Raw genomic sequence first — 24,446 nt, 5'->3', positions numbered from 1 at the left:
GGCTTGCCGGCAAGATACTCGCGAAGTCAGGCGGCGTTCTCCGCCGCGGACGTGCCGCGCTGTGACATAAGTTTCTCAACTTCGATCATATGTTCTGTGCCCCAGGCGCAGAGCGGCTTCAAGGCTCCGGCGAGTGTCTGACCGAACGCAGTGAGGGAATACTCGACTTTCGGCGGTATTTCCTTGAAGTCAAACCGATCGACGATGCCATCGGCCTCCAGTTCTTTCAGTTGCTGGATGAGCATTTTGTCACTGACGCTGCCGATGGCGCGCCTCAGGTCACCATAGCGTCGGGCTTCGTGGGAAAGATGGAACAGGATCAAAGGCTTCCACTTGCCCCCGATGACAGCCAATGCGGCGTCCAGTCCGCAGATAAAGCCAGTTGTGTTCATTTCGCATACTCCAATAGGCACTTACCAAAATGTGCATACTGGATGAAATAAAAGCAAGCCCCTATTTCGAAACAATCAACATACTCTAGGAGATCGATATGGGCAGACTTGAAGGTAAAATCGCCGTCATAACCGGCGGCAACAGCGGCATCGGTCTGGTGACCGCCAAACGGTTTGTGGCAGAAGGCGCTGAGGTTTTTATCGCCGGTCGTCGCCAGAAGGAGTTGGACAGGACGGTAGACGCGATCGGCTCCGGCGTAACGGCGGTGCAGTGCGATGTTTCGCGTCTGGAGGACCTTGACCGGCTGTTTGCGATGGTGCACGCGAAGAGTGGACGGATAGACGTTCTGTTCGCCAATGCGGGGCTCGGAACACTTGCTCCGCTGGGCACTATCGACGAGGCGTCGTTCGATTTGACGTTCGGCGTCAACGTCAAAGGAACGCTATTCACAGTGCAAAAGGCACTACCGCTTATGCGGACCGGCGGATCAATCATCCTTACCGGATCGACCACGGGCTCCATGGGAACGCCCGCGTTCAGCGTCTACAGTGCGACCAAGGCCGCAATCCGCAATTTTGCCCGAAGCTGGGCACTGGATCTGAAGGGGGCCGGCATCCGTGTGAACGTACTTTCTCCCGGCTCCACGGAGACGCCGGGACTCAAGGGCTTGGTAAAACCCGGAGAGGAAGATGCATTCCTGGAAGGTTTCGCCGCGCAAATACCGCTCGGCCGTATCGGGCGCCCCGAGGAGACGGCAGCGGTGGCGCTCTTCCTTGCCTCAGACGAAAGCAGCTTCATGACCGGCAGTGAGGTCTTCGTTGACGGCGGAACCGCACAAGTCTGATAGCCGATCGAACCCCGGCCCTGAGCTTCCTTACTTGGGGCCTTTTCTCCCATCGGCACGTGAAACGCCGCTTCTGCAAGAAGAAGCATGATCGGAAAGACCATCTGTCACAGCGTTGCGAAGGCAAGCAGGAGGTATCCTGTGCTGTCGGCAATAATGTCGAGGTTGAGTGTTCGCTTTTCTCTGAGGCAGCCGGCACCTGTCCGAAGCGTTGCATGGTGAAAAAGATGGTCATCAAGGCGGCTACAGCAGTCACGCCCCGCACTCAACGGAATTAAGCATGGCGCCCCGGAACTTAACGCAAGCTTGGTGTCCATACGTGAAGCTTGCCGATGCACAATCAATCTCCTGATCAGGAGATGTCGCTGGGGCCAGCATCCATATTAGCTGCATCACGTGCCAATGCTTCATCGATCTCCGCCGATGATACCTGAAGGAACTGGCGGCGGGTCATTGCGACTGAGATCGCTGGAAGCTCAAGATGAATCGCAACTCTCCGATACGCCGTGAAGCTCAGGCCTTCTATCAACTCTTCGTCAACGACCACGCGATACGTGCCAGCTTCCAAAGGCTCCGAAAGGGACTTCAAATGAAACGGATGCGTGAATGTGATTTCGGTTTCCGTGGTCCTTTCGGTCATTTCGAGTACCGCCTTTCTGGCCGTCCTTGCTTTGGCCTATCGAAACAATCCCTCGCCCAGGATGTAGGCAATCATGGCAAGGCTGGCTGCTGATAAGACGTAACCGGCGATGGTCGCGTATTCGGGTTTCTTCGGATAATGAAATAGGGAAGACATGGTGTCCTCCTCGCTTGGGGCCAGGGTAATCAACCCTCAAACAGCAACGCCCGTAAAATGGCTGCTGGAATAGATACTGTGAACCTGTTCCGCTCCTTTAGCAACAAATCGTTTTGGCGATTTAGAGATGCAGCTCACTGGCATTATGTGAATCTGAGGGCTCGAGCTTCAGAGAATAAGCGGGGCTTGCTTGTACCTTCGCATTACTCCCCTTCGTCCTGTCTATTACTGGAATACGGAATGTTGGCGAGAAGGATACGGTCAAAGAATAAGACGTCGTCGCGGCTGAGAGCCCAGCCTGACGCCCAAGGGTAGCGAATACCGCCGTCTCTTTGCTCTGCCATTTTGAAACTGCCGTATGACGGCGCAGGAACGCATCAGGGCCGCCGTCGCTGTAGGTGAAGACAATCGTGCTCTAGTCAGGTGGAACTAAAGTAAGCCTCATATTGTTTAGCTTCTGTCAGAGGAACAGGAGTTTTTATCATGATTGGCCGGCCAGCGGACCTCGTCGTTCTGAACGAGGCGGATAAGAAGTTCCTTGAATCCCAGGTGCGTAAGCATAAAGCGCCACGTTCCTTGTCAGATCGTTGCCAGATGATTTTACTGTGCGCTCAGGGTCTGCACAGCAAGGAGGTTGCCGAACGCCTGGGTGTTCACGAACATACTGTTGGTAAGTGGCGCCGCCGGTTTGCACAGGATGGCATTGAAGGCCTGACAGATGAGTATCGTGCAGGTCGACCACGAACGGTTTCCGATGCGCAGGTTGCTCAGGTTGTTGAGCGTACGTTGAACACTATACCCACAGATGCCACGCACTGGTCCATCCGTTCGATGGCAGCCAATAGCGGGCTTTCGCACACCACTATCCGGCGGATCTGGCGAGCCTTTGGCTTGCAACCACATCGATCGGAGACATTCAAACTGTCCACCGATCCGCTGTTTGTTGACAAGGTCCAGGACATTGTTGGGCTTTATATGTCGCCACCAGATCGGGCGATTGTTCTATGCGTAGATGAGAAGTCGCAAATCCAGGCGCTGGATCGTGAGCAGCCAGTTCTGCCAATGGCACCGGGTATCCCTGAACGGCGGACGCATACTTATGTGCGCAATGGCACAACTTCCCTATTTGCCGCGCTCGACGTTGCCACTGGCGCGGTAATCGGTCGTTGCTACAAGCGTCACAGAGCCGCTGAATTTCTTGACTTTCTAAAACGGATCGACGCCGAATTGCCCGACGGGCCAGACGTCCATCTGGTGATGGATAACTATGCAACCCACAAGACACCTAAGATCAAAGCATGGCTCGCGCGGCGACCTCATTGGTATGTTCACTTCACACCTACGTCGGCATCCTGGATTAACCAGGTCGAACGTTGGTTTGCAGAACTGACGCGAAAGCAGTTACAGCGTGGCGCACACCGTTCAACAGCAGAACTCGAGGCTGACATTAATGCCTTCATCAAAGCACACAACGAAAGCCCCACACCCTACAAATGGGTTAAATCTGCCGATCAAATCCTCGCGTCGGTCAAGCGTTTCTGCCAGAAAACAATGAACCGAACTTCAGATTCAGGTGACTAGAATCCAAGAAGACAATTCCCAGAATGCTCAATGTAGGAGGATAGCCCAGTTCCCGGGACGCACCAAATGCGGCTGGATTGCGGATCTGGGATTTACCTTAAGGGTCGTGGAGCGCAAACTTAAGCCGCTATGACTCGACCTCGTCCATCTTACAGTCAATGTCAAGAAAGCCGTTGTGCTTGATTTCCCGGTAGATTGTCGAGCGATGACGGCCCATCAGTCGTGCAATATCACCGAGAGGGACTTTCTGCTGCTTTAGCTCAAACAGTCTGCGACGCTCGGCTAATGTGATTTGTGAATAGCAATTTAATATCCAACTTCTTCCATGGATATCTTCATGAATTCATTGGAATGTTGCACTTTAAATAGAATGTACCCGATCTGATCGGGTCCCCTACCGCCCCGCTGAATTTTCAACAGCGTGTACTAATTTGGTTCTAATCTCATACCGGTTCTTTTAGCCAGAACACTGCCCCGATCGTACCGATGGGCATAATCCAAGAGACATGCTGATACCAATCGCTCCTGTTCGTATCATGCAACCTGCGCATGGTAGAGAAAAAGTACCGCTTTAACGAGCAGAATAATTGCGGCAACGGAGTCGGTCAGATTCAGCCGAGCAAGCACGAATAGCATCACCACATAGAACAGCATCGCGTACCAATATTCGGAGCGGCTGGCGCGGCCTTTGAAGTCGAAATATCAGGCGAAAAATTTCTTGATCGCAATGATAAAATCAACCGGCGATGCTGCCGCACCGAAACGGTTGGTACCTGACGGCGACGCCATGAACCGGCCTCCGCTTAGTCCGGATTGTCTGGATCATCGACCAAGCAACCGACCCCATGACAGCCGATGTAATTACCCTTTGTATCGAAATTCGGTTCGCCGTTTTTGTCGTACTGTGGGCGATCATCTATTTCATCGTCGGGATTATCGACCGTGCATCCGATGCCGTGACAGCCATTATAGCCGCCGTCATCGCGATAGTTACTGGTCGTGTGACGATGCTTGTGCTTGTCGTCTTCCGCCACGCCCGCGATAATTGCGCCAAGCACGGCTCCAGCGACAACGCCGCCAACATCATGTCCCCGGTGATCATACATCCGCGCGCCGGGATCGAAACTATCCCCCCGGCCATGGTGATAGCCGCCAACATCGGCAAACACCCCAGAACAACCCTGCGCCACCCACAAATACTTGCTGTTGGGGTTATAGCCCCACGTCTTGTTGAGAATGCAGGGAGACCCCGATGTTTGGTGAATTAGTTGCGGCTTGGAAAGTGGGCCTGCGTAGCACTCATCATATTGATAGTTACGTGATCTGCATTCCACCGTGTTTTGTGCCTGTGCTTCCCCTACAAACTCCGGAACGAACATTGCCCCAGAAAGGGCGACACTAGCCGCCACGATAGTTCTAATCATTACGCTTCTCCGCTTATTACTGGTTTCCAAAATAGTTGCGGGACGGCCATAGATCTCCGCCCACGTTCACCAAGAACACTAACTGTTCGTCACGCGACGGCTCCTGTTGAAGGGTATTCGTCGGAAGGGTTCACGGAAAAAGTTTATTCTCGACGTTTTCGACAATAAGCGAGCAGTGGAGCTTTATTGGTCTTTTTCTCACCTGTGAAAGAGCGCCGTCAATGAAGTCGCAACTCAGAATATTGTCAGGTCCAGCCTTGCGCCCCGAGGCGACGTTCAGATTGACTTTAACAGGCCCATTCACCCAGTCGATACGCTTTGCTTCGACCTTGTCGCCAGAGATATGCAGCTTGCCACCTGCACCGGAAATCTCGACTGTTTCATCACTTGGGGAAAGATCGATCTGCCCGACTTCATCGACATGCTTTGCGGCGCTCTTCTTCGGATCGCCATAGTAGCTAGCGAATGCAATGATCGTTTCATGATCTGTGGTCAACTTTGCCGCCGCTTTGTCGGACAACGAGACGATGACGTCAAATCCCATATCGGGACCAGCCGCGACGGGCGCGATATTCAGGCCCATGGCTGCGAGCAGGCAGCCAATGTACGTTCTCCGTATCCTCATCACATTTTTCTCCGTCGATCCATTATCTTATCGCAAGCCAACATCTACGAAATAATTCTATCCAAAGTCACCAGTCCAGACCAGACCTGTGTCAAAATATATTTGACAAAGAGAAATTAAATCCCGTGAACTTCTGTGGAGAAAGTCGATTTTATTCTATGTCGGAATGCGTTATACGATTGAGGCAGTCATCTGCGATGTTTTATTGTGAGAATAAACGAGCCAACGTCGAAGGGGGAGATTGATCTGCGCCCTGTTGCGTTTTGGTCGATGGCTCCTCCTATCAAATTGGAGTTTAGAATGGCCTTTCGTCATGGTGTTAGTCGTTGCATCGGTCACAATGATAACTCTTGGTGCAATGCTTTCTTCCGCATATGCAGGCGGCGTGCGAATTGGCGCGATCAACAATGGGGGGCGAAGTGTCCTGCCCTCATTTTCGGTAACCTGCGAATATCCAGACGTAAGTGAAAGCAACGCGACCGACTACTCTGTCTGGACAGGGGGCTCCACGGTCGTGAACGGATTCAATAAATTTTTTAACTTACACTTCATCGCACGGCGTAAAATATGACTACGACGTATTTCTGGGTCGCTCGTATCGGCAATCGTTACCAACAATGTCACAGTTATAAATTTCGCGTAGAAACCCGGCGCTCGAGACAACGCGGGCGTTAAACTCGCCGCCACGACAGGTGGTAATCCCCCCGTTTTTAACGGGGCTCGTCAGTAGAATTCACGCGGCCATTTTCAGTTTCTGTGCGGGCGTTACGCCGCCGATGCCCATATTGGGACGTTCGTTGTTGTAGGTCCATATGTGGACGGTTCCCACTTGCAAGCATTTTTTCAGATAATTTCGAGCGGATAGCTTGCTTCCATATGTGCGGCCTTTCGATGTGGTCGCACATGACCACTGGCCAAGATGATCTCCGCAACGCGTGTTCCTAACATAGCCTCGGCCTTTGAGGGCCATTGGACCTAACGGATTTTACACGTCTTGGATCCTCCGATCGCATCATCTGCTCTTCTGTTGCAAGTTCACAGCATCAGCTCAGCACGGCAGCGACCTCGTCACCGCTTGCCATGATGGCTAATCTCCTATGCTGTCTGCCTCTGGCCCTCTGCCCGCTGGTAGGTCTCACCACTGATCATGAGCTTCCACGCGATTCGCGCGATCTTATTGGCGAGCGCTACGGCCACAAGCTTTGGTCTCTTTCTTTGCAGAAGCCCAAGGAGCCATGGGGAGGCATGCCTGCTTCGACCTGATCTAACATGCTGAAGAAGAGATGTTGCCCCGACAACCAGTACGCTTCGCAGCATCTCATCTCCGGCTCGAGTGATTACCCCGAGTCGCACTTTTCCGGCAGTGGAATGGTCCTTCGGTGTTAGACCAATCCAGGCTGCGAAGTCTCTACCGGATTTGAACATCCGCGGATCTGGAGTTTTCATCATCAGAAGTGAAGCCCCCACCGGGCCGACACCGGGGATTTCGGCCAGGCGCTTGCTGCATTCGTCAGCGCGATGCAACTTCATCAGCTTTTCATCGACTACTTCAATTTTCCGAAGCAATTCGCGATGCTCCTCTCCATGCATGGCGAACAGTTCGCGCGCCAATTCCGGGAGGGATCCATCTGCTGCAAGGCGCTCCAACAAGGGTTCTATTCGGCACATACCCTTCGCCGCGACGACCCCAAACTCCATAGCAAAACCACGAATGGCATTGGCCAGTTGGGTGCGATTGTGCAGTAGTCTCTGCCTGACTCCGACCAGCATCAAAGCTGCCTGCTGATCGGCCGTCTTCACGGTAACGAACCGCATCGTCGGGCGGCTCATCGCCTCACACAAAGCTTCGGCATCTGCAGCGTCGTTCTTGCCACGCTTGACATAAGGCTTGGCGAGCTGCGGAGCAATTAGCTTCACATCATGGCCAAACGAACCTAGCAATCGGGCCCAATGGTGAGAACCACCGCATGCTTCCACCGCAACGGTGGTTGGCGGTGTATTTTCGAAGAACTTCAGCATCTCCTTGCGCGAAAGTTTTCTCCGCAAGATGGGCTGCTCCATCACGTTCACTTCATGCAGTTGGAAAACGCTTTTTGACGTATCCATGCCGATTCGGATAATCTGTTCCACGGGCGGTCTCCCTCGATTGAGATTTCAACGAACTCATTCTGGCACATTCGATGCCGCCGGGAGCCGTCCACCTCAACATAGCCACTGCGTGGCAAATTCCTGCGCCTCCTCAATGCTTTCGATGATGTATTGGTCGAGCCACTCATTCCGAACGGTGCGATTGTAGCGCTCGACATACGCATTCTGTTGTGGTTTGCCGGGTTGGATATGGCTCAAGGCGATGCCTTGGTTGGCAGCCCACTCCATCAGGTTGCCACTGACGTATTCCGGCCCATTATCAACACGAATTGCGAATGGTTTGCCGCGCCATTCGATGATCTGGTTGAGGCTGCGGATGACGCGTTCAGCAGGCAGCGAGAAGTCTACTTCAATGCCCAAACCTTCGCGGTTGAAGTCGTCCAGGACGTTCAGCAGCCGGAATTGCCTTCCATCCTCCAGCCGGTCGGCCATGAAATCCATGGACCAGACCATATTCGGCGCATCTGGCACGGTCAGAGCATCGGGCTTGTCCCGCTTCAACCGCTTGCGCGGCTTGATCCTGAGGTTCAATTCAAGCTCACGATAGATGCGGCAAACGCGTTTATGGTTCCAGTGATGCCCCCGGACATTGCGCAGATAAAGGAAACACAGACCGAAGCCCCAGGTCTTCTTTGCCCGCGTCAGTCCGATCAGGAGATCGGCAATCTGCTCGTTCTCGTCGTTCAGCCTGGCGCTGTAACGATAACATGTCTCACTGACCTCGAAGGTGCGGCAGGCAAGCGCAACGCTCACCCCTCGCAACGCCACTGCTTTCCCGGCCATCTCCCGGCGTTGAGATGGCCGCGTCACTTTTTTCCAAGAGCCTCTTTGAGCAGTTCCGCCTGCATGCTCATCTCCGCATACATCTTCTTCAGGCGACGGTTCTCGTCCTCCAGAGCCTTCATCTGGCTGATCATCGAGGCATCCATGCCACCGTACTTGGATCGCCATTTGTAGAATGACGCAGTGCTCATTCCATGTTCCCGGCATAACTCGGGTACAGGAACGCCGCCTTCCGCCTGGCGAAGGATGGCAAGGATTTGCGGTTCGATGAATCTGCTCGTCTTCATCAAAATCTCCTCGATCATATAGCCCGAGAAAATTCTACTTTTGAAGTCCGTTATTTGGCGGGGGGATTACCAGTTCATTACCCTCCTTCGATTATTGTTGACTTCCAAAATATTTGCGACGGAGAACTCCAAGTTCTCCGGTTTCCTGTTGGGCTAATATCTGCAAAGTCACCTCATGGCCGATGGGATCATTATGCTGAAAGCCAAAACCGTATTTGTCAGGATGGAAAATCGCGCCTACGACCGAAAATGCAGTCCCCGGATTCGAGTGCACGTAATATTCAAGCACTGGCGCATCTCCGACAATCGCATCAACTTCTCCATTATCAAGAGCGTCAATAGCGTCTTGTGTCGCCGCAAAGCTTCTAACATCAAGCCGTAATCCACGGCCATAAATCTCCGCTACGCTTCCACCAAGCACACCAACTGTTCGTCCCGGTAGATCTGCAATGGAGTTGATCTGGTGCGTGAGCGAAAGAGCCGTCATCACACTGGTAACGGACGATGTTACATAGGCAATGACCGCCACCCCGCACACCATCCAAAGACCACCTGAAATACGACCTAGCCAGCCAAGCACATTTGGCCGCGTGATCTTTCCCGATGTCGTGACTGACATGACATCATAGAAGCTTTCGGCCAATCCGACGTGCCACTCTCGCGGAAAAGATTTGTCAAACCTCCGATAGAAAAACGCGAGAAAGATCGTCGCTAAAACAATAAATGCCATAAGCCACAGCATGGCGCGCAAATGGCCTGCATTTTCAAGACCGTTGATCACCTGCCAAAAACCACCGCTATTCTCATTGGCGACCATTATTCTCAATCCGGCATCGTACCAGGGCTGAGAAAATAGTATTCGGGCGGCGCGCTCTTTTGTGATTGTCAGGTTCGATATCGCGACCTGGACCTCGCCATTTTCGACGGCTGCAATCAGCGCTTCAAAAGAGGGATATTCGCGATATTCGTATGTACGCCCCAGAGCCTTTGCCGATTTTTCCCATAGCTCAATCGCCATTCCCGAATAGCTATCGCCATCCTTCGTTACAAATGGCGCGCTGACATAGACGCCAACGATCAACGGGCGGGAAGGGGTGGCCTGTTGCTTAGCCACGCTGCTGCCGATCGCGCTGAGAAAAAGGGTCAGAATGACAAACGCGGAAAGCAGGCTATTTGTTTTGGAAAATCTCATAATCTCATGGTTGATTCATTCATTTCAGGGAGTACGGCCTGCACGGGTAACGCACACGCCGATTTAACCTTCTACATCTTCGTGATAAGACGCTCTTCCGTCTGGCGATCCATGGAACGCTGGAAATTATCGTTATCCATCTGCTGTTGCTGCAGCATGCACTGAGAATATTCAGGCGTGCTGCGTGGAATGTCGAGATTATCGCAAGCGCGTTGATAAGCTTCCCGGTCAAGTTCGTCGAGCGACTGACAGCCCGCTAGAGTACTTGCCACAATAAAAACCGCGGGTAACATCAAATGATAAATCTTCAACTTCCTCTCCTGTTCCACATATCTTAGTTATATACAACGTAACCGGGATAAGCGCCCGACGGCACCCCTGTTCTTCAAAAAAACATGATTTTGACAAATTTTTTCATGTTTAAACGTGACTTTGCGTCTGATTTGCCTGAGATATAGAGCCGAGATACGTCCGCGCCATTTCCCCGGTAAATAGACCGTCCAGCTTTTGCCTCTCGATGCTTCGGTCCAGTGCAATTGCATCAAAATGTTTGTGTTCGTCCAGGCTTTTCTGAACGACCCTCATGTAACATGTGCAAAGCATTCTGACCGATGAAAGATGCGTCGCTGGATTTCTTCTACAAATACTGCATGGCGGTGATCTTCACACCTTGACCTTCATCCTATCTTCAAGACACTCAACAGTGGTTGTAGGAAGTACAAGCTCCAGCGATGACCATACTCCTGGTCGCAAATGCACGCGTATCTTGACTGACAATCATAGATTGTTTGGTTTTGCTATTTCAAGCCGCGAATATCCCGCGCCAGACAGAATTTTCTCAAAGGCTATACCACGGATAAACTAGCAGCGTCTGCGATTGATGATATGTGCTACTTTTGACAAACTTAATATACCACAGTTACGACAACGACATCGGAGTAAACACCGGGACCAGGCGTCGTTTGTGGCGGAACCCGACCGTAAACCGTCAGATTCTTAGCTGTTCCTGTTCCGGTTCCCGCAATAGTATTGGTGCCAGCCGTGTTTCCCCAAGGTTGGCTGCGACCGCTGTCTTGGAACAATCCATATGTGATGCCTTGACTGGCCAGCGTCATTCGTCGCGCGGTGGGTGACGTACCGGTATTCCCGTTACTCAGTCCAACTGTGTAATTCGTGCCAGGCGTGCAAGTTACGGATACCCTACCGGTCGTGTCGACATTTGAGGTCAACACGCCAACGGATCCGAAATCAACGTCCTGTGTAGCAATAAGACAATTCGCTGCCACCGTTGCTGTCACATTAAAACTGGGCCTGGCAATTGTACCCGTGCCGGTGCTACATGTGCTTTGGGCTGAATAGAGATAGCGAAACTCCGCGTGTGCGCCCGAAAATGTAGACAGATAGCTGCCCGGGGAAGCGGTTCCCTGACTTCCAGGCGTTGCGCCGTATATTGTCGTGCTGCCGGTTCCCGATCCCAGGATTCCCAGGCTCATTGCCAGTGCAGGCGCGCGCGATGGGTAGGGCCAGTTATATGATCCCCAAACTAGACTACGCGCTGAATCAGCAAAAAGCTGATAATTGAGCGTGTTTGTACCTGACGACATCTGGCGCGACGAGGCCGTTGCGCCGCCGGTTCCACTCCCCAGATTTGGACAGATCAGAATGCGGGCCAAGGGCGTGCCGGTACAGCTCACACTTAACGTAGCCGTACTGGTGGTCTGTGCGCCGCCTAAAGTGTCGATTTGCCCGAAATTCAACGCTGAGACCCCGAAGGAGCAGTTCTGCGCCCGCACGACCGTCGGCAGAACAGTCGCGGTCAGACCGATGAGAATAAGAACTGCGTACCTCAAATGGCGCATCATTGGCATACCACCTTCCTGATCGCCACCTGTTGTCCAGGGGTTGGGCGATAGGGAAAAGCGGCCTGACATGTACTGCCGTCATCCAGGCTGATCACAACGACATTCGAAGACTGAAGCCCCCGAATATAAGTTTCGCCGTCATAGCCGATTGCGAAAGTCTCTCCATTTCCGTCGAGCTTTCCGGTAAGGCCGACGGGAAGAAACGTTCCGCTTACATCCACAAAAGAAACAAGTGCAGCCTCCGAACCTCGGGAAACTCCAAACTTGACGACAACCCCACTGCGATCTGCCGGCATGATCGTCTCCTTGGTTTGTGGAATTTCGGCATCGACCGGCAAATTGCTTGGATCGATAGATACCGTGTTCGGTTCGTATGAACGCATGTCTGATACGATAATTTTGCCGCGACTGTTGGTTTTTCCGATGGGCCGGTTCTGGTATTGAACATCGACATCAGGCGCACCGACGTCCACCACTGCAAAAGCATCGTCGATACGATTGGTGGCAAACACACCACCGCCGGCTACCGCGATTGCCCCATCAACCTGTGCTGTGGCGCGAACATCGCCGTCGACCTGTTGAACGCCAGCCTCAAATCGTGCGAATGGCGACCGGTAGCTGGCAGAGGCCGAACGATTGGCCACTCGTCCTTCTGAGGTCCGTAACCGCCAGCCGACGCTACCATTTTCCAGACGTTCGGACTTCACGATATCAGCAACAACGTTTGTTCCATCCGGGTCGGATTCGACGCCTGACGAGGCCGTAATATTGTTATCGAAGGGAATGGATAATCCTGCAAAAACACCAAAACTGTCCTTTTCTTCAAGATCCGTAAAGGCGGTGGCGTAGATCGTGCTGCGTTTGAACACTTGCTGGCTGTAGGACAAGCCGACGATGCTGCTGCGTTCTCCATCCGCGTCGGTCAGGTGGGTGTAAGACAGATTAAGGCTCGACATGTCCAATGGCATCGGCACCCCCACCGAAACCTGGTCGAGCGCGGGCGGAACGCCAGCGCTAAATGTCGGCAGGCCGTTGTTGTCAAACGAACGCTCGGCGCTGATTGCGGCTATGTCCTGATAATCACCGAAAGCCCGCTGAATGCGACCGTAAAGGGTCCAGTCCTTGTAGCTGAGTTCGATACTAGCATTTACGAGTGAGCCCGCCTGACCATTGGAGTAACTGCCAGCTGCGGCGAAAGAGGCTGCGCCGAGAGGGCCGAGAGGAAACGCTACACCCATCCCGCCATTAAAAAGATCTTCGCCGCCTTCGATATGCCCTTCCAGTGTCAGCCAGTCGGTCAAGCCGTAACGCGCTGTCGCAACACCCATCGGACGATCATCATAATCGTTCGATTCAATGCCGAAATTCCGGCGCGGAAATCCGAATTCTGCAGAAAAATCCAACAGTCCTTTACGTAAAAGCATCTTCGATTCATAAAACGGCAGCGTAGCAACGGTTTCACGGCCCAGGCTATCCCTGAGGACGACGCGCGCTTCGCCCGAACCGGTGAATGCGGGCAGGTTGACTACCTGAAATGGCCCTGCGCCCACCGTCCCGGTATAAGTCCGTGCGTTCTGCGTATAGACTTCCAATGTGGAGGGGACCGCAGCCGTGCCGGCAAACGACGGAAGTGGCAGCGTTACAAGATCAGAGCGGAGCGAAAAATTCCGTGAAACCTGCAAGCCACCAAGATAAACCGGTCGTGTCCAGCTTGTTCCACCAGTGATGAAGTCACCGGCTTTATACGTGACGAGTCTTTTGGGATCGGAGTAGCTCCAGGTGGAATTCAGTCGGGTGAACGCGTCCAGTTCGTTGTTGCTGTACCCGGAAATAAAAGATTGGCTGAACGTCCCGAAGGAACTGAATATACGTGCGTCAAAACCGCCTGAAACTCCTTGAAAAAGTTCTACATCGTCGTCAAACAATGTGTTGGAGCTTGCAAACAAGGTGTAGTTCAATACACCGCCAACGCCAGATTCTGGCGTCAGCCGATCCACTTTGTTGTTACCAGCAATATCAATGACCTTTGCGGCGCGGGCATTGTTCTCGGTTGTAATGTAGAGATGCTGAGCCTGTTCATCGATTTTGTAAGAAACGTTAGGCAGTCGGTCGAGCCTTACCAGTCCATCGTCAGCGCGCGCAGAATCGATCGGTTTTAGTCCGACTTCTGTCAGCTCCTCAGGCGTGGCTGCCAGGCCACCGTCAGACAACTGCTTGAAGTTCCCGATAAGTTTCATCGAAGCGTCGTTAATGAACACTTCGAGATATAAGGTGCGCTCTGCCGCCGGTGCCGGGGTCGGGTCGGTTATATCAAGTGCCTGTACCTGCGCCACTGACGAAGAAGAGGCCAAGGGCGAGATACCCAGCGCCAGCAACAGCCTAGCGGTTGACCGAAACACTCGTGCTGACCGGACCGGAAGCACTTTGCGCCGATAGTTTAACCGGACCGCTACCGAGCCGTTTTGCGTTGCCAATCGGCCACTGCATAGTTGCCCCGGCAAGAACGTAGCCCACCAGTCCCTTGCGCGACGCTACAGCTTTTCCACCTTGTGAAAGCCGGACATCGGACAATCGCATCGTCGTGCCGCCCGCGTTTCTTGCGACCAGCATCAGACTTCCGCCGGATCGGGATAAGCTCCACGATACTTCAGGTGCCCCAGCGTCCGGTGTGCGAAAGAAGACAGGAATGACGTGCCGGACTACCAGACTGACTGTTCCGGCTTTCCGACGCGAAGGGTCAGGAAGCTCATCCACAACAACACGGTAGCTTTCCTCCCTTTTGAGGGGTGTTTTGTTCACTCGCAGAACGCGCACAACATAGTCGGCATTTGGCGGTAAGCTCGTTGAGGGAGGGCTGGCAACGACGTCGTTCGTAGGCTCTAGCTGCTCAACTCCGCCTTGTTGGCTCCAGCGGAAAACACGTACCTGGACATTGAGAGGGTGCTTGGCTTCGTTGCGCAAGTTGAGTACTGCCGCGCTATCTGGTGCAAGCAATTCGACGGTTGTTGGTGCTAAACGCAAAGAAGCCGCATGGGCGGATATGCTGCCGAGCAAAAGCAGAGCGGCAGCGGCAATGCTTTTCAGCATGGAACGCATGATAATCTCCAGATTTGTAGTATTAGTAAGTGACCGTAACAGACACCACGTCGGAATAGACGCCTGCTGCGGGAGTGGTCTGCGCGGGCACTCTGCCGTAAGTTGTCAAACTTTGCGCATTCCCATTACCAGTTCCAGATGCCACGTCGGTTCCAGCAGTCACGCCCCAGACCTGCGTGCGGGCGGCATCACGATATATTGTGTAATTGATTGTCGCTGAAGCAGGACCCGTCATTTTGCGCACGGCAACTGTGGCGCCCGCGCCACCGCCGGCGCTCAATCCCACTGTATATGGTGTGCCATTTGTGCATTGGACAGAGATTGTACTTGTCTGATCGACATTCGCGTCGATAACACCCTTCGTGCCGAAATCCAGGTCGGTGGACGTCACAATTTTGCATTCGGCCTGGATAGTAATACGCACATTCATATTGCCTGTGGCAGTCGCGGCCAGTGCGGGATTTAGGGCTGTGAGCGGCAATCCTGCGACAAGTGCAGCTAGTTTCAGAGCCTTCGCCATGGGTTCTCCCATAATATCTGCTCATGGATCCCGCCCTGATCCATACGCATCTCCCAATTAAAAGCGTAACAAAAGTCATACGCGAAGTCATCACTTGTTTATGGGATAAAAATGCTCCTGGTCCAGCTGCTTCAAATGTCGCTAACACGTAGTAGTACTTTAGAAAAAGAGGGGATGATGGAGATTGCATCGAGATAAGCAGTTCTGTTGATTTATATTCTTTCGCTGGGTATGGCAAAAGTGAGTGTGCTTTTGCGGAGAAGCGAGCCGCCATCAAAAATGACGCTCTTGAACCGCGCCTATTCCACCCAAAAAAGATGCCTATGCGATGCATGCCGAGTGAAGGTCATTTGCTCGACGACAGGCCCGCCGATTCCAAGTTCATCCCACATATATGAGGTATCGGTTCTGAGCTCTAACTAGCGCCGGGATACCGCGTCTTTCGCCAGCCAGATTCTGACTGGCAATCTGAACAAGACCTTGGCTGTGTGCTCCTCGCGGAGGCATCAACCGCGACGCTCGGCTCGTCAATAACTGCAGATAACTTGCGCCGGTGCTACCACATTGTTTGATGTGGGCGTGGGCTGAAGCGGGCAAGTGAATTTTAAGCAAGGTTATCGGTGACAATACGTTTTGGACAAAATCTTGTTTCTTCAAAAAGCCGAACAAGAAAACGCTTTGCTACTTTGGTGTTGCGGCGGGTTTGAACAATCTCATCGAGCACATAACTATCTTGATCAATAGCGCGCCACAACCAGCATTTCTTGCCACCGATACTAACAACGACTTCATCAAGATGCCAAACATCATTGGCCGAAGGCGGCTTGCTGCGCAATCGCGCGTTGAACAGAGAGCCATCCTACCGGCACCATCGACAGATCGTTTCGTAAAAAACCTTAACGGCACGCTCAAGCATCATTTCCTCAACGTTAAGCAGGCTGAGATTGAAGCGAAAATACAGCCAGATTGCACGAGCCACGATCGAGATTGGAAAGCGATGATTTTTGTATGTCAGGGCCTGCTTACTCATGAAACTCAAATACCGCAGACACGTTGACGACTAATCAATGTGACAGAAACCAACGAAGCGACCACCACGCAAGGGGTGATCGCGTTCATCTGCAGACGGGCAGTCGTCGACGTCAAACCATCATTGGAGTACATGACTAACCAAAGCAGCAGAGGGTCTCAAACCGGGCGAGGGATGGGGCCGATTTCCTTATCCTATAGTCAGATCAAAGGTTTATTCGCCCGTTTTGCATCAATCCACTCGGAGAAGAAAGCTTTTAGAAGATAGAAAAGAACACATGCAACGATTACAGGCCAGATCAATACATACGCTGTCATTAATTCAGGTGTCATTCTAATACTCCTTATATTTTATTTGTTTCTGTGCAGTCATCAAACTGCCCCGTTTTCATCGCGATGGTCGCGAAATCGAAACGGGATTTGTTGCCCCATGAAATACCGACACAGAGCAGGGTGCTGACGGCATAAGCCAGCAGCGAAGCTGTCAGAACGGTGTATTGGCTGATCGAACCGACGGCGAATGGTGTGGCGATTAGCGATGCGATGGCGCCGATGACCAAAGCCACTCTGATTCCGAAGAACCCAAAAGCCATCAATCCGGCAACAACCCCAATGCCAAAGGTTGCCAGTATGTCAGCTATAATGGCCGTTGTTCCGACGAGAGGAATGTAACCAAAGCGAACCGGGAAAAAGGCCAGCAGCGCAACGATGACGGCGGTGGTGAATGCCCTGTTCGTCACCCGATCCCAGTAGAAACTGGCAATCACGGGGAAGACCAGCGCGCCCCAGATTGCACCAACCAGAACCAGAAGGTCCAGAATGTTGAACTGATTGCTGGCGAAGAACAGAGCCAGAGCCGTTGCCGCAATCATTGTGATCCGCCCGATAAAAAGCATCAGACGAAGGTTGGCCTTCGACGCTTTGAAAACGCCTCTGCCGTAAAAATCGGTCATCACGATGGACGAAAGCGCGGCCAAATCCGAGTCGGCTGTCGAAGCCAACGAGCCGATTACCATGATAAAGAAGATGCAGAGCAGCCCCGTTCCAAGATACGTTGATGCGAGCTGGGGGATAAGGTTGTTAACGTCTCCGCCATCAGGCTGTAAACCGAGATAGAGCGCGATCACTCCCAGTATGCCGACTCCGATGACAGTTGCGCCATAGCCGACTGTTGCCGTGATGAAAGTACGCTTGATCATATCTTCACGCACGGCGAACAGTCTTTGCGCGATCGTCTGGTTACCAATTGCATAGGCAAGAACCGCTGCAATGTAAGGCGCACCTTGATTTAAGAATGCATCTGAAGAAAAGAATGAACGTTGTTCAACTGTCAGGTTCTTGGCTCCGGTAACGAAGATGTCCATACCGCCGGCAGCAAAGAAGACAGCAGGTACTATGATGATCACCGCCCCCAGCATGGCGCAGACCTGGATGAAGTCGGTGAGCACCGACGCCCGGAAGCCGGACCAGAGTGTATATAAAAGCACGCCGCTTCCGATAATCAGGATGCCGACGCTGAAGCTGATGGGTGAGAGCATCGATATGAGCGCGCCACCGGCAATAAAGTTCGAGGTCAGGCTCAGGAGGCTGCCCAGAATGTTCGAGCCAGCCAATATCATCTGGCTTGACTGCCCGTGTCGGGCGTGAAGAATCTCAGCGAGAGTGTGTGCTTTGGGTGCCAGAAAACGGATCCGTTTTCCAAATGGGTAGATGAAAAGTATCATTAGGGCGCCCCACAGACCGTAGTGGATGGGTCCTGATACGCCGTATGTGTAACCCGAGGACGCCGATGCGTAGAGAGATGACGCCCAGATCCAAGTTGCGGTCATCGAAGCGGCTGAAATACCGAATCCGACATTGTTACCTGCCGTCATGTAGCTGTCGGCGTTCTCCTCCTTCTTGCTGATTGATAGGGATATGAAAAATGTTCCGCCAAAAAAAACCAAAAGAAGTAATAATGTAAGTGGAGTTCCTAACTGTTGAATATCCATTTGACCTGTTATCGTTCTTGTTAATGATAATATTCGACAGAATACACGCAATGAAAATCAGTCGTCGTTCAGACGAACTGTTTCGAAGGCGGCTGATTTGCCGAATACGTGGCCCGTATGTAATAGGCCTATAAGCAGACTTGAGATTGCCCGCTGGATTAATTTAAATCCTCAATATATTTTTATCAAATCAAAGTCCACCCAAAAAAATATAAATAAATGTGAATAAAATTTTGGCGGATAGGCGGGCGCGTTGGAATGTCGTGTTTTAATACTATTATTGATATCTTGTGTTGTAATAAAGAATCGAAGTATAGATAGAATCTTGCTTCGAAATATAAAGGGAAATTCTTCTTTGTTTAGGAATATTTTTACTATCAGTTCAGATATTTTTACTTATCTATACAGAATTTGAAAAACTCTATGGTTCGCGATAGGGCTTGGTCCGCCCCTAAATTTGTAGACACCTTCTTTCCTAATTTGGTTGGGTTGCAAACGTTTCTTCAATGCCCCCCCCCACGATATAGATTTCTAGCTTTCTGAAAGCTGGATTGTTCGATGTTCAAAGGCCGCCATTTCGATAAGTCCGTTATCCTTCTGTGTGTGCGATGGTACCTGAACTATAATCTGAGCTTGCGTGATTTGAAGGAGATAATAGTCGAGTGTGGCATTGCTATCGACCATTCGACCGTGCATCGCTGGGTTTTGCATTTCAGCCCAAAAACGAAGAATACGATCCATGCTCGGTTTCAAGTCCGAAGTTGCAGCCATCATCACGCTTTCCGGCGTCGAACTCGTTCATATGATCCACAACAGCAAGGCACCTTCGCCTTAATGGTGTCGCTTGCGCTCAAACAACAGTTCGCAGCTCTCGCAGCATAAGTGTGTCCGGAGTTAAGACTCGCTACGAGCTGAACTGATTTTTGCAACACAGCCATCTAACGCATCCCTGAATAGTTTCGTTGTAAACATTTCGTCAAGGATAACGGTTGGGGGTGCTGTGTCCCAGCGCCGACGAACCAGCCAAGATCATGACCGCCAATTTTCCTAAACTGCTTGGACTTGAGGCTGCGCCGCTTCACTGAAGCAGCGATGTTCCGTGAAATTAGCTCCGAATGGCGGTCCTATTCAGAGCTCACTCTTGCGGTTGCTATGTCAACCGAACGGATATTCCGCCATCTGCGATCATCGGACTCCCCGTCATGAAACTGGATCGATCAGAAAGAAGAAACAAGGCTGCCTGCGCGATCTCCTTGGGGTCCGCCATACGCTTCATGGGATGCAAGCCGGCGATGAGTTCCAATGCGGTTGGGTTTCCTTCCCCCCCACTTGGCGTGATCGTGCCGCCCGGCAATAGTGCATTCACGCGTATGCCATCGACGGCATGGTCCGATGCCAGCGATTGCACCAAACCAATTAACCCTGCCTTGGATGCCGCATAGGCTCCCATGCCCGGCATGCCACCATTACTAAAACCCACAAATGACGAGGTGAAAACGATCGAGCCTTGCTGGCGTACCTTCATTGCCGGTATCTGCGCCTTGGCGGCCAGGAAGGCACCCGTTAGGTTGACCGAAATCACATCGGTCCAATTACCGAGACCCATATCCGGAGCGGGGTGCATCGCACCCACGATGCCGGCATTGTTGAATGCGCCGTCCAGCCCACCGAACTCCTTTCTCGCGAGGTCAACAAGTGCATCGGCGTAGCCCTCATCTTTTACGTCGCCGGCTAAAACTACGGCTCTACCATTGGCTTGCGTGATTGCTTCCGAAACGACTTTAAGCTCCCCGGATCGGCGCGCGCCGAGAACCACATTGGCCCCTTCGGATGCGAACAGCCGCGCCGCGGCCGCGCCGATCCCGCTGCTCGCGCCGGTGACGATGATAGTTTTACTTTCCAGTTCCATGACTTGTCTCTCCTGAACATTGTATCATGGCTGTCTAACGGCGCGGCAGATGGTGCGGCCACCCGTTTTTTGCTTTCAAATTAATTTGTACTATCCCGGCATAGATGCCCCTGGGGGAACTCCTTCGGCAGTTTCGGGGCTGTTTTACGCCCTGCTCGAAGTTTCCGGATATCCGAACTGGACTCACGCTATACAACACAGCTTTTCACGACGCCTGAAAACTGGTACTTTAAAACATTATGCAACGCTCTGGCCGAATTCTTAGACTTCTTCAGGTGCTACGGGAGCGGCGTACGGCAGTGACAGCCCAGATGCTTTCCACTTTGTTCGGCGTGTCCGAACGCACGATCTATCGAGATATGCAAACGCTGGTAGAGCTAGGTGTTTTGGTGGAAGGCGAAGCGGGAATCGGCTTCATTTTGCGCCCCGGCTTCTTTTTTCCTCCGATGGCGCTGTCCCAGATCGAGGCCGATGCAGTCTTGTTGGGACTTCGGTTAGTCTCGATGCGCCGCGACGAAAGCATCGTGGCGGCGGCCGACACCGCATTGGCCAAGATTGCTGATGGAATGGGAGATGCTGTCGCAGCGGAAATGCGCTCCAACGGCCTCACTGTGGGGCCTTCCGGCAGCGGCAAACTGACAGAACTGGCGACGGTACGCGCGGCAATGCGAAACCAGAAGAAATTGCTGATCAAGTGTGGAGCTGGTGAGGAGGGCACGCTCAACCGCACTGTCTGGCCTGTAGCACTGAGTTGTTTTGACCAAGCAGAAATATTGGCAGCATGGTGTGAAACTCGAGACGCCTTTCGCCATTTCCGCATTGACCGCATTGTAGAGCGTCAAGAGTTGCCAGACCCTCTGCCACGACCCCGCCGCAGCCTTCTGGCGGAATATCGGCTCATGGAGCCGCAAGCCAATCTCTGACCCGGAGGCGGGTTCTAACTTGAAGTGCGACTTGCGAGCAATAACGACTGTCAAAATGCCTTGGTGAACATTTTAGCAGTCGTTACTACATTGAGAAAAGCCTAAGCAGTTGAGGATCTGTTCCGCGCAATTATTTCATCATGTGTCCTGCCACTTGGAGACTGCATGAGCTCTTCGATCAGGTGTTCCCGATTAACCGGTGCTTTGAACCTGTCAGCCGATTCCAGTGCCTCGATCAATTCGTCCTTGGCAAGCTCCGTGCAATAAGCGGGCGTTCCGGGTTGTTGTCGCCAGGATTCCGATAAAACTCCGGTATCGACTGCATCGAAACCAGTTTCCTCGACGAGTCTCATAATGATTGATTTGGAAGCTGGCTCATCACCGGACACAGGTATCGCTATGCGGCTCGCTGTTCCCTTCGTGTGGCCTCGTTCAGCCAGAGTGGTCGCCAATGCAGCATTCCAGGCCTTGATAACTGGAAGTCCAAGTTGCAGTTCGACCCAGACGCTCTCAGGTATACCACCATCGATCCCTGAAATCGTACCGTCGCGGAATGGATAATAGTTGGACGTATCAACGATTATTGTGCCTCGTGAAACCTTGAGAAAGTGACAGGTTAGCTCGCGGTAGCTCGAAAATGGAATAGAAAGGATAATAACCTCGACGTCATCCGATGCCTCCTCTTTTGAAACTGCCGTTGCGCCAAGTTCCCGTGCCAGCGCGCGAAGAGATTCCGGACCTTTTGAGTTTGCAATTTTAACTTCATGGCCGGAAGCTGCCAGCTTCCTTGCGAGGGTAGCACCAATATTGCCAGCGCCAATGATACCGATTCTCATATGAAACACCTTAAATTACGGGCTAACTGCCAAGCTAGACCGGTAGGCCCGATTGTTTACGCAGGCTTTTATCGAATGCCGCTTCAGGTACCAGCCGACGCAGTAGTCGTATTTTTCCAGCGAGCTTTCCGGCGGTGTAGCGGCGCTTGGGAGAGGTCGCAGTTGCAGCTGCGACAACTGTAGACGCTACCGTTTCAGGGGTATCTCCGACAGCGATCTGATCACGCAAGTGCTCCGACATCGTAAAGCGCATCGGCTCATATAGGCCGATAGGCTGGTCGGGCTTCAGTACATTTTCCTCAAAGGCGGAGCGAGTATAGGCAGGCTCGATCAGAACCACCCGAATTCCGAACGTGCGAACCTCGTGATCGAGAGATTCCGAATAGCCCTCGATTGCATGTTTGGTTGAGGCATAAAGCGCGTTGTAAGGCGCCGGGATGAGACCGAGTACTGAGCTCAAATTTATAATGCGGCCTGACTTCTGTTTCCGCATTACGGGTAGAACTGCGTTCGTAACACGGATGACACCGAAAACATTGACATCAAACAACGCTTGCGCCTGAGCGATTGAGGATTCTTCCGCCCCGGCCAGGAGGCCAATGCCGGCATTGTTTACCAGCACATCAATCGAGCCAGCTTCCTTCAAGACAGTCTCGACCAGCTTTCCCACCGACGTCTCATCAGTGACATCGCAAGGCACCATGGTAATGCCGTCGACATTTTCATAATTTGCGCGTCTGCTTGTCCCGAATACACGGTATCCGGCGTTAAGCAATGCTTTTGCCGTGGCCAGGCCGATGCCGGAAGATGCTCCGGTGACCATAGCAACATCAGGTTTTGAGCGATTCATGGGGGCGGTCCTCAGTGTTTCACGACTGACGGCAGTAAGCCTGTCTGTCCGGATTTTGTTTCTGTTTCAAATCTCGTCGTTCCAGCGACGGAAAAGCACGCTGGCATTCACGCCTCCGAAGCCGAAACCGTTGGAAAGTGCATATTCCATGACTTTCGACTGGGCTTCTTTCGCCACGAACCCGAGACCTTCACCAGCAATATCCGGTGTCTCGAGATTAAGGGTTGGAGGTGCGATCTGGTCACGCAGAGCGAGGATGGTAAAAATTGCTTCAAGCCCCCCGGCTGCGCCCAAGAGATGGCCAGTCGCCGATTTGGTTGCGCTGACTGCCAGGTTGGCCCGGCCTCCAAATACGGATTTTATGGCCGTCATTTCGCCCAGATCCCCGATCTGGGTAGAAGTCGCGTGCGCATTGATATGCGCGACATCGTCATAGGAAATGCCTGCTTGGGATACGGCAAGCTCCATCGCCCGTCGCGCCCCACTTCCATCTTCGGGCCCTGACGTGATGTGATGTGCATCGGCAGATGTGCCGTAACCCACAAGCTCGGCCAGCGGCTTGGCACCGCGCGCCAAGGCGTGACTGAGAGCTTCAATCACAAGGATGCCTGCACCTTCGCCCATAACAAACCCGTCGCGTTGTGTGTCGAACGGACGAGAGGCTTTTTCCGGAGTATCATTGAACCCCGTTGACAATGATCGTGCGGCTGCAAATCCGCCCAGGCTGACTTCGTTGATGCAGGCTTCGGTCCCGCCACATATCGCGATATCGGCTTCGTTGGATCTGATGAGGCGTGCGGCGTCTCCGATTGCCTGAACGCCAGCCGCACAGGCGGTTACCGGTGCTCCAATTGGCCCTTTAAAACCATGTCGAATAGACACCTGTCCTGCCGCCAGATTGACGAGGAACGACGGAACGGTGAACGGTGAAAGACGACGGGCACCTTTTTGGTCAACGGTTCTGACAGCTGCGGTAATTGCGGGAAAACCGCCAATGCCGGATGCTATGATTGTAGCAGTGCGCTCTTTCTCGGTTTCCGAAACCGGTTTCCATCCAGCCTGGTTCAGCGCTTCTTTAGCGGCTGCAAGGGCGAACAATATGAAACGGTCTACTTTGCGCTGATCTTTTGGAGCAAGAATACTATCGGCATCGAAACCAGCCTCAGCGTCTTCCGATATTGATGGTACCACACCGCCGACTTTCGATGGCAAATCACCCACAATGTCATCGGAAAGTCGTTTCACGCCCGAACGACCGGCAAGCAAACGGGACCAGGTTACCGGCACATTGGCTGCAAGGGGACTGACTGCCCCCATTCCTGTCACAACGATACGACGCATGACGAAAACTCCGATT

The 24,446-nt window shown here is 52.6% G+C and carries 20 protein-coding genes and 5 pseudogenes; 4 read left to right on the top strand and 21 right to left on the bottom strand.

Features of this window, described 5'->3' with window-relative positions:
• Positions 1-26: 26 nt before the first annotated feature.
• On the bottom strand, positions 27-392 hold the full coding sequence (locus CQZ93_RS14560) for a winged helix-turn-helix transcriptional regulator (RefSeq protein ID WP_105543394.1): 366 nt from the start codon (positions 390-392) through the stop codon (positions 27-29).
• Positions 393-490: 98 nt separating this feature from the next.
• Here CQZ93_RS14560 and CQZ93_RS14555 point away from each other — a divergent pair, with 98 nt between their 5' ends.
• Positions 491-1,237 (top strand): SDR family NAD(P)-dependent oxidoreductase, encoded by a 747-nt coding sequence (locus CQZ93_RS14555; protein WP_105543393.1) that lies wholly within the window; start codon positions 491-493, stop codon positions 1,235-1,237.
• Positions 1,238-1,589: 352 nt separating this feature from the next.
• Here the strand turns inward: CQZ93_RS14555 and CQZ93_RS14545 are convergent, their stop codons facing one another.
• A complete protein-coding gene (locus CQZ93_RS14545; protein ID WP_105543391.1) occupies positions 1,590-1,877 on the bottom strand; it encodes a hypothetical protein in 288 nt (95 codons plus the stop codon).
• Positions 1,878-2,516: 639 nt separating this feature from the next.
• Between CQZ93_RS14545 and CQZ93_RS14540 the strand changes: the two genes are divergently transcribed.
• The gene (locus CQZ93_RS14540) at positions 2,517-3,614 is read left to right on the top strand and encodes an IS630 family transposase (RefSeq protein ID WP_105543390.1); all 1,098 of its coding nucleotides are present in this window, start codon (positions 2,517-2,519) and stop codon (positions 3,612-3,614) included.
• 160 nt (positions 3,615-3,774) lie between these two features.
• Here the strand turns inward: CQZ93_RS14540 and CQZ93_RS14535 are convergent.
• The 15 genes and pseudogenes from CQZ93_RS14535 to CQZ93_RS14470 form a co-directional block, all read right to left on the bottom strand.
• Positions 3,775-3,927 (bottom strand): annotated as a pseudogene (locus CQZ93_RS14535) (helix-turn-helix domain-containing protein); the annotation flags it as partial.
• A 130-nt stretch (positions 3,928-4,057) separates the two neighbouring features.
• Positions 4,058-4,304: pseudogene (locus CQZ93_RS27380) on the bottom strand (DUF805 domain-containing protein); the annotation flags it as partial.
• A 113-nt stretch (positions 4,305-4,417) separates the two neighbouring features.
• Positions 4,418-5,038, bottom strand: a complete 621-nt coding sequence (locus CQZ93_RS14525) for a DUF3011 domain-containing protein (protein WP_105543387.1) — start codon at positions 5,036-5,038, stop codon at positions 4,418-4,420.
• 130 nt (positions 5,039-5,168) lie between these two features.
• On the bottom strand, positions 5,169-5,663 hold the full coding sequence (locus tag CQZ93_RS14520) for a hypothetical protein (RefSeq protein WP_146114447.1): 495 nt from the start codon (positions 5,661-5,663) through the stop codon (positions 5,169-5,171).
• A 1,095-nt stretch (positions 5,664-6,758) separates the two neighbouring features.
• Positions 6,759-7,793 (bottom strand): IS110 family RNA-guided transposase, encoded by a 1,035-nt coding sequence (locus CQZ93_RS14515; RefSeq protein WP_105543385.1) that lies wholly within the window; start codon positions 7,791-7,793, stop codon positions 6,759-6,761.
• 78 nt (positions 7,794-7,871) lie between these two features.
• A pseudogene (locus CQZ93_RS14510) lies at positions 7,872-8,881 on the bottom strand (IS3 family transposase); the annotation flags it as partial.
• Positions 8,882-8,972: 91 nt separating this feature from the next.
• Entirely contained in the window at positions 8,973-10,073 is a 1,101-nt protein-coding gene (locus tag CQZ93_RS14505) for a transporter substrate-binding domain-containing protein (protein WP_105543384.1), read from the bottom strand.
• Between the two features lie 71 nt (positions 10,074-10,144).
• Positions 10,145-10,384 carry a hypothetical protein gene (locus CQZ93_RS14500; RefSeq protein WP_105543383.1) on the bottom strand — a complete coding sequence of 80 codons (240 nt, stop codon included), beginning with the start codon at positions 10,382-10,384 and terminating at the stop codon, positions 10,145-10,147.
• A 594-nt stretch (positions 10,385-10,978) separates the two neighbouring features.
• Positions 10,979-11,935: a Csu type fimbrial protein gene (locus CQZ93_RS14495; RefSeq protein WP_105545142.1), complete on the bottom strand. Its 957-nt coding sequence runs from the start codon at positions 11,933-11,935 to the stop codon at positions 10,979-10,981.
• Complete coding sequence (locus tag CQZ93_RS14490) at positions 11,932-14,172, bottom strand: fimbria/pilus outer membrane usher protein (RefSeq protein WP_105545141.1); 2,241 nt, start codon at positions 14,170-14,172, stop codon at positions 11,932-11,934. Before CQZ93_RS14490 ends, CQZ93_RS14495 begins: the two co-directional genes overlap by 4 nt.
• Positions 14,173-14,314: 142 nt before the next feature.
• Positions 14,315-15,031, bottom strand: a complete 717-nt coding sequence (locus CQZ93_RS14485) for a fimbrial biogenesis chaperone (RefSeq protein WP_105543382.1) — start codon at positions 15,029-15,031, stop codon at positions 14,315-14,317.
• A gap of 22 nt (positions 15,032-15,053) precedes the next feature.
• A complete protein-coding gene (locus tag CQZ93_RS14480; RefSeq protein WP_105543381.1) occupies positions 15,054-15,551 on the bottom strand; it encodes a Csu type fimbrial protein in 498 nt (165 codons plus the stop codon).
• A gap of 610 nt (positions 15,552-16,161) precedes the next feature.
• Positions 16,162-16,581 (bottom strand): annotated as a pseudogene (locus CQZ93_RS26965) (IS6 family transposase); the annotation flags it as partial.
• Positions 16,582-16,781: 200 nt separating this feature from the next.
• Positions 16,782-16,898, bottom strand: a complete 117-nt coding sequence (locus tag CQZ93_RS27245; RefSeq protein WP_350308595.1) for a putative transporter small subunit — start codon at positions 16,896-16,898, stop codon at positions 16,782-16,784.
• Positions 16,899-16,924: 26 nt separating this feature from the next.
• A complete protein-coding gene (locus tag CQZ93_RS14470; protein WP_105543379.1) occupies positions 16,925-18,571 on the bottom strand; it encodes a sodium:solute symporter family transporter in 1,647 nt (548 codons plus the stop codon).
• Between the two features lie 558 nt (positions 18,572-19,129).
• Here CQZ93_RS14470 and CQZ93_RS14465 point away from each other — a divergent pair.
• Positions 19,130-19,291, top strand: a pseudogene (locus CQZ93_RS14465) (IS6 family transposase); the annotation flags it as partial.
• A 430-nt stretch (positions 19,292-19,721) separates the two neighbouring features.
• On the opposite strand, the gene CQZ93_RS14460 reads toward CQZ93_RS14465, so the two are convergent.
• Positions 19,722-20,480 carry an SDR family oxidoreductase gene (locus tag CQZ93_RS14460; RefSeq protein ID WP_105543378.1) on the bottom strand — a complete coding sequence of 253 codons (759 nt, stop codon included), beginning with the start codon at positions 20,478-20,480 and terminating at the stop codon, positions 19,722-19,724.
• A gap of 239 nt (positions 20,481-20,719) precedes the next feature.
• Here CQZ93_RS14460 and CQZ93_RS14455 point away from each other — a divergent pair, with 239 nt between their 5' ends.
• Positions 20,720-21,403 carry a helix-turn-helix transcriptional regulator gene (locus CQZ93_RS14455; RefSeq protein ID WP_105543377.1) on the top strand — a complete coding sequence of 228 codons (684 nt, stop codon included), beginning with the start codon at positions 20,720-20,722 and terminating at the stop codon, positions 21,401-21,403.
• Positions 21,404-21,504: 101 nt separating this feature from the next.
• Here the strand turns inward: CQZ93_RS14455 and CQZ93_RS14450 are convergent, their stop codons facing one another.
• The 3 genes from CQZ93_RS14450 to fabF form a co-directional block, all read right to left on the bottom strand.
• Positions 21,505-22,239, bottom strand: a complete 735-nt coding sequence (locus tag CQZ93_RS14450; RefSeq protein ID WP_105543376.1) for an NADPH-dependent F420 reductase — start codon at positions 22,237-22,239, stop codon at positions 21,505-21,507.
• Positions 22,240-22,273: 34 nt separating this feature from the next.
• Entirely contained in the window at positions 22,274-23,089 is an 816-nt protein-coding gene (locus CQZ93_RS14445) for an oxidoreductase (protein ID WP_105543375.1), read from the bottom strand.
• A gap of 66 nt (positions 23,090-23,155) precedes the next feature.
• Positions 23,156-24,430, bottom strand: a complete 1,275-nt coding sequence (gene fabF, locus CQZ93_RS14440; RefSeq protein WP_105543374.1) for a beta-ketoacyl-ACP synthase II — start codon at positions 24,428-24,430, stop codon at positions 23,156-23,158.
• Between the last annotated feature and the right edge of the window lie 16 nt (positions 24,431-24,446).

Source organism: Ochrobactrum vermis, from assembly GCF_002975205.1.
Classification (GTDB): domain Bacteria; phylum Pseudomonadota; class Alphaproteobacteria; order Rhizobiales; family Rhizobiaceae; genus Brucella; species Brucella vermis.
This window is presented reverse-complemented; position numbering and strand designations above follow the sequence as displayed.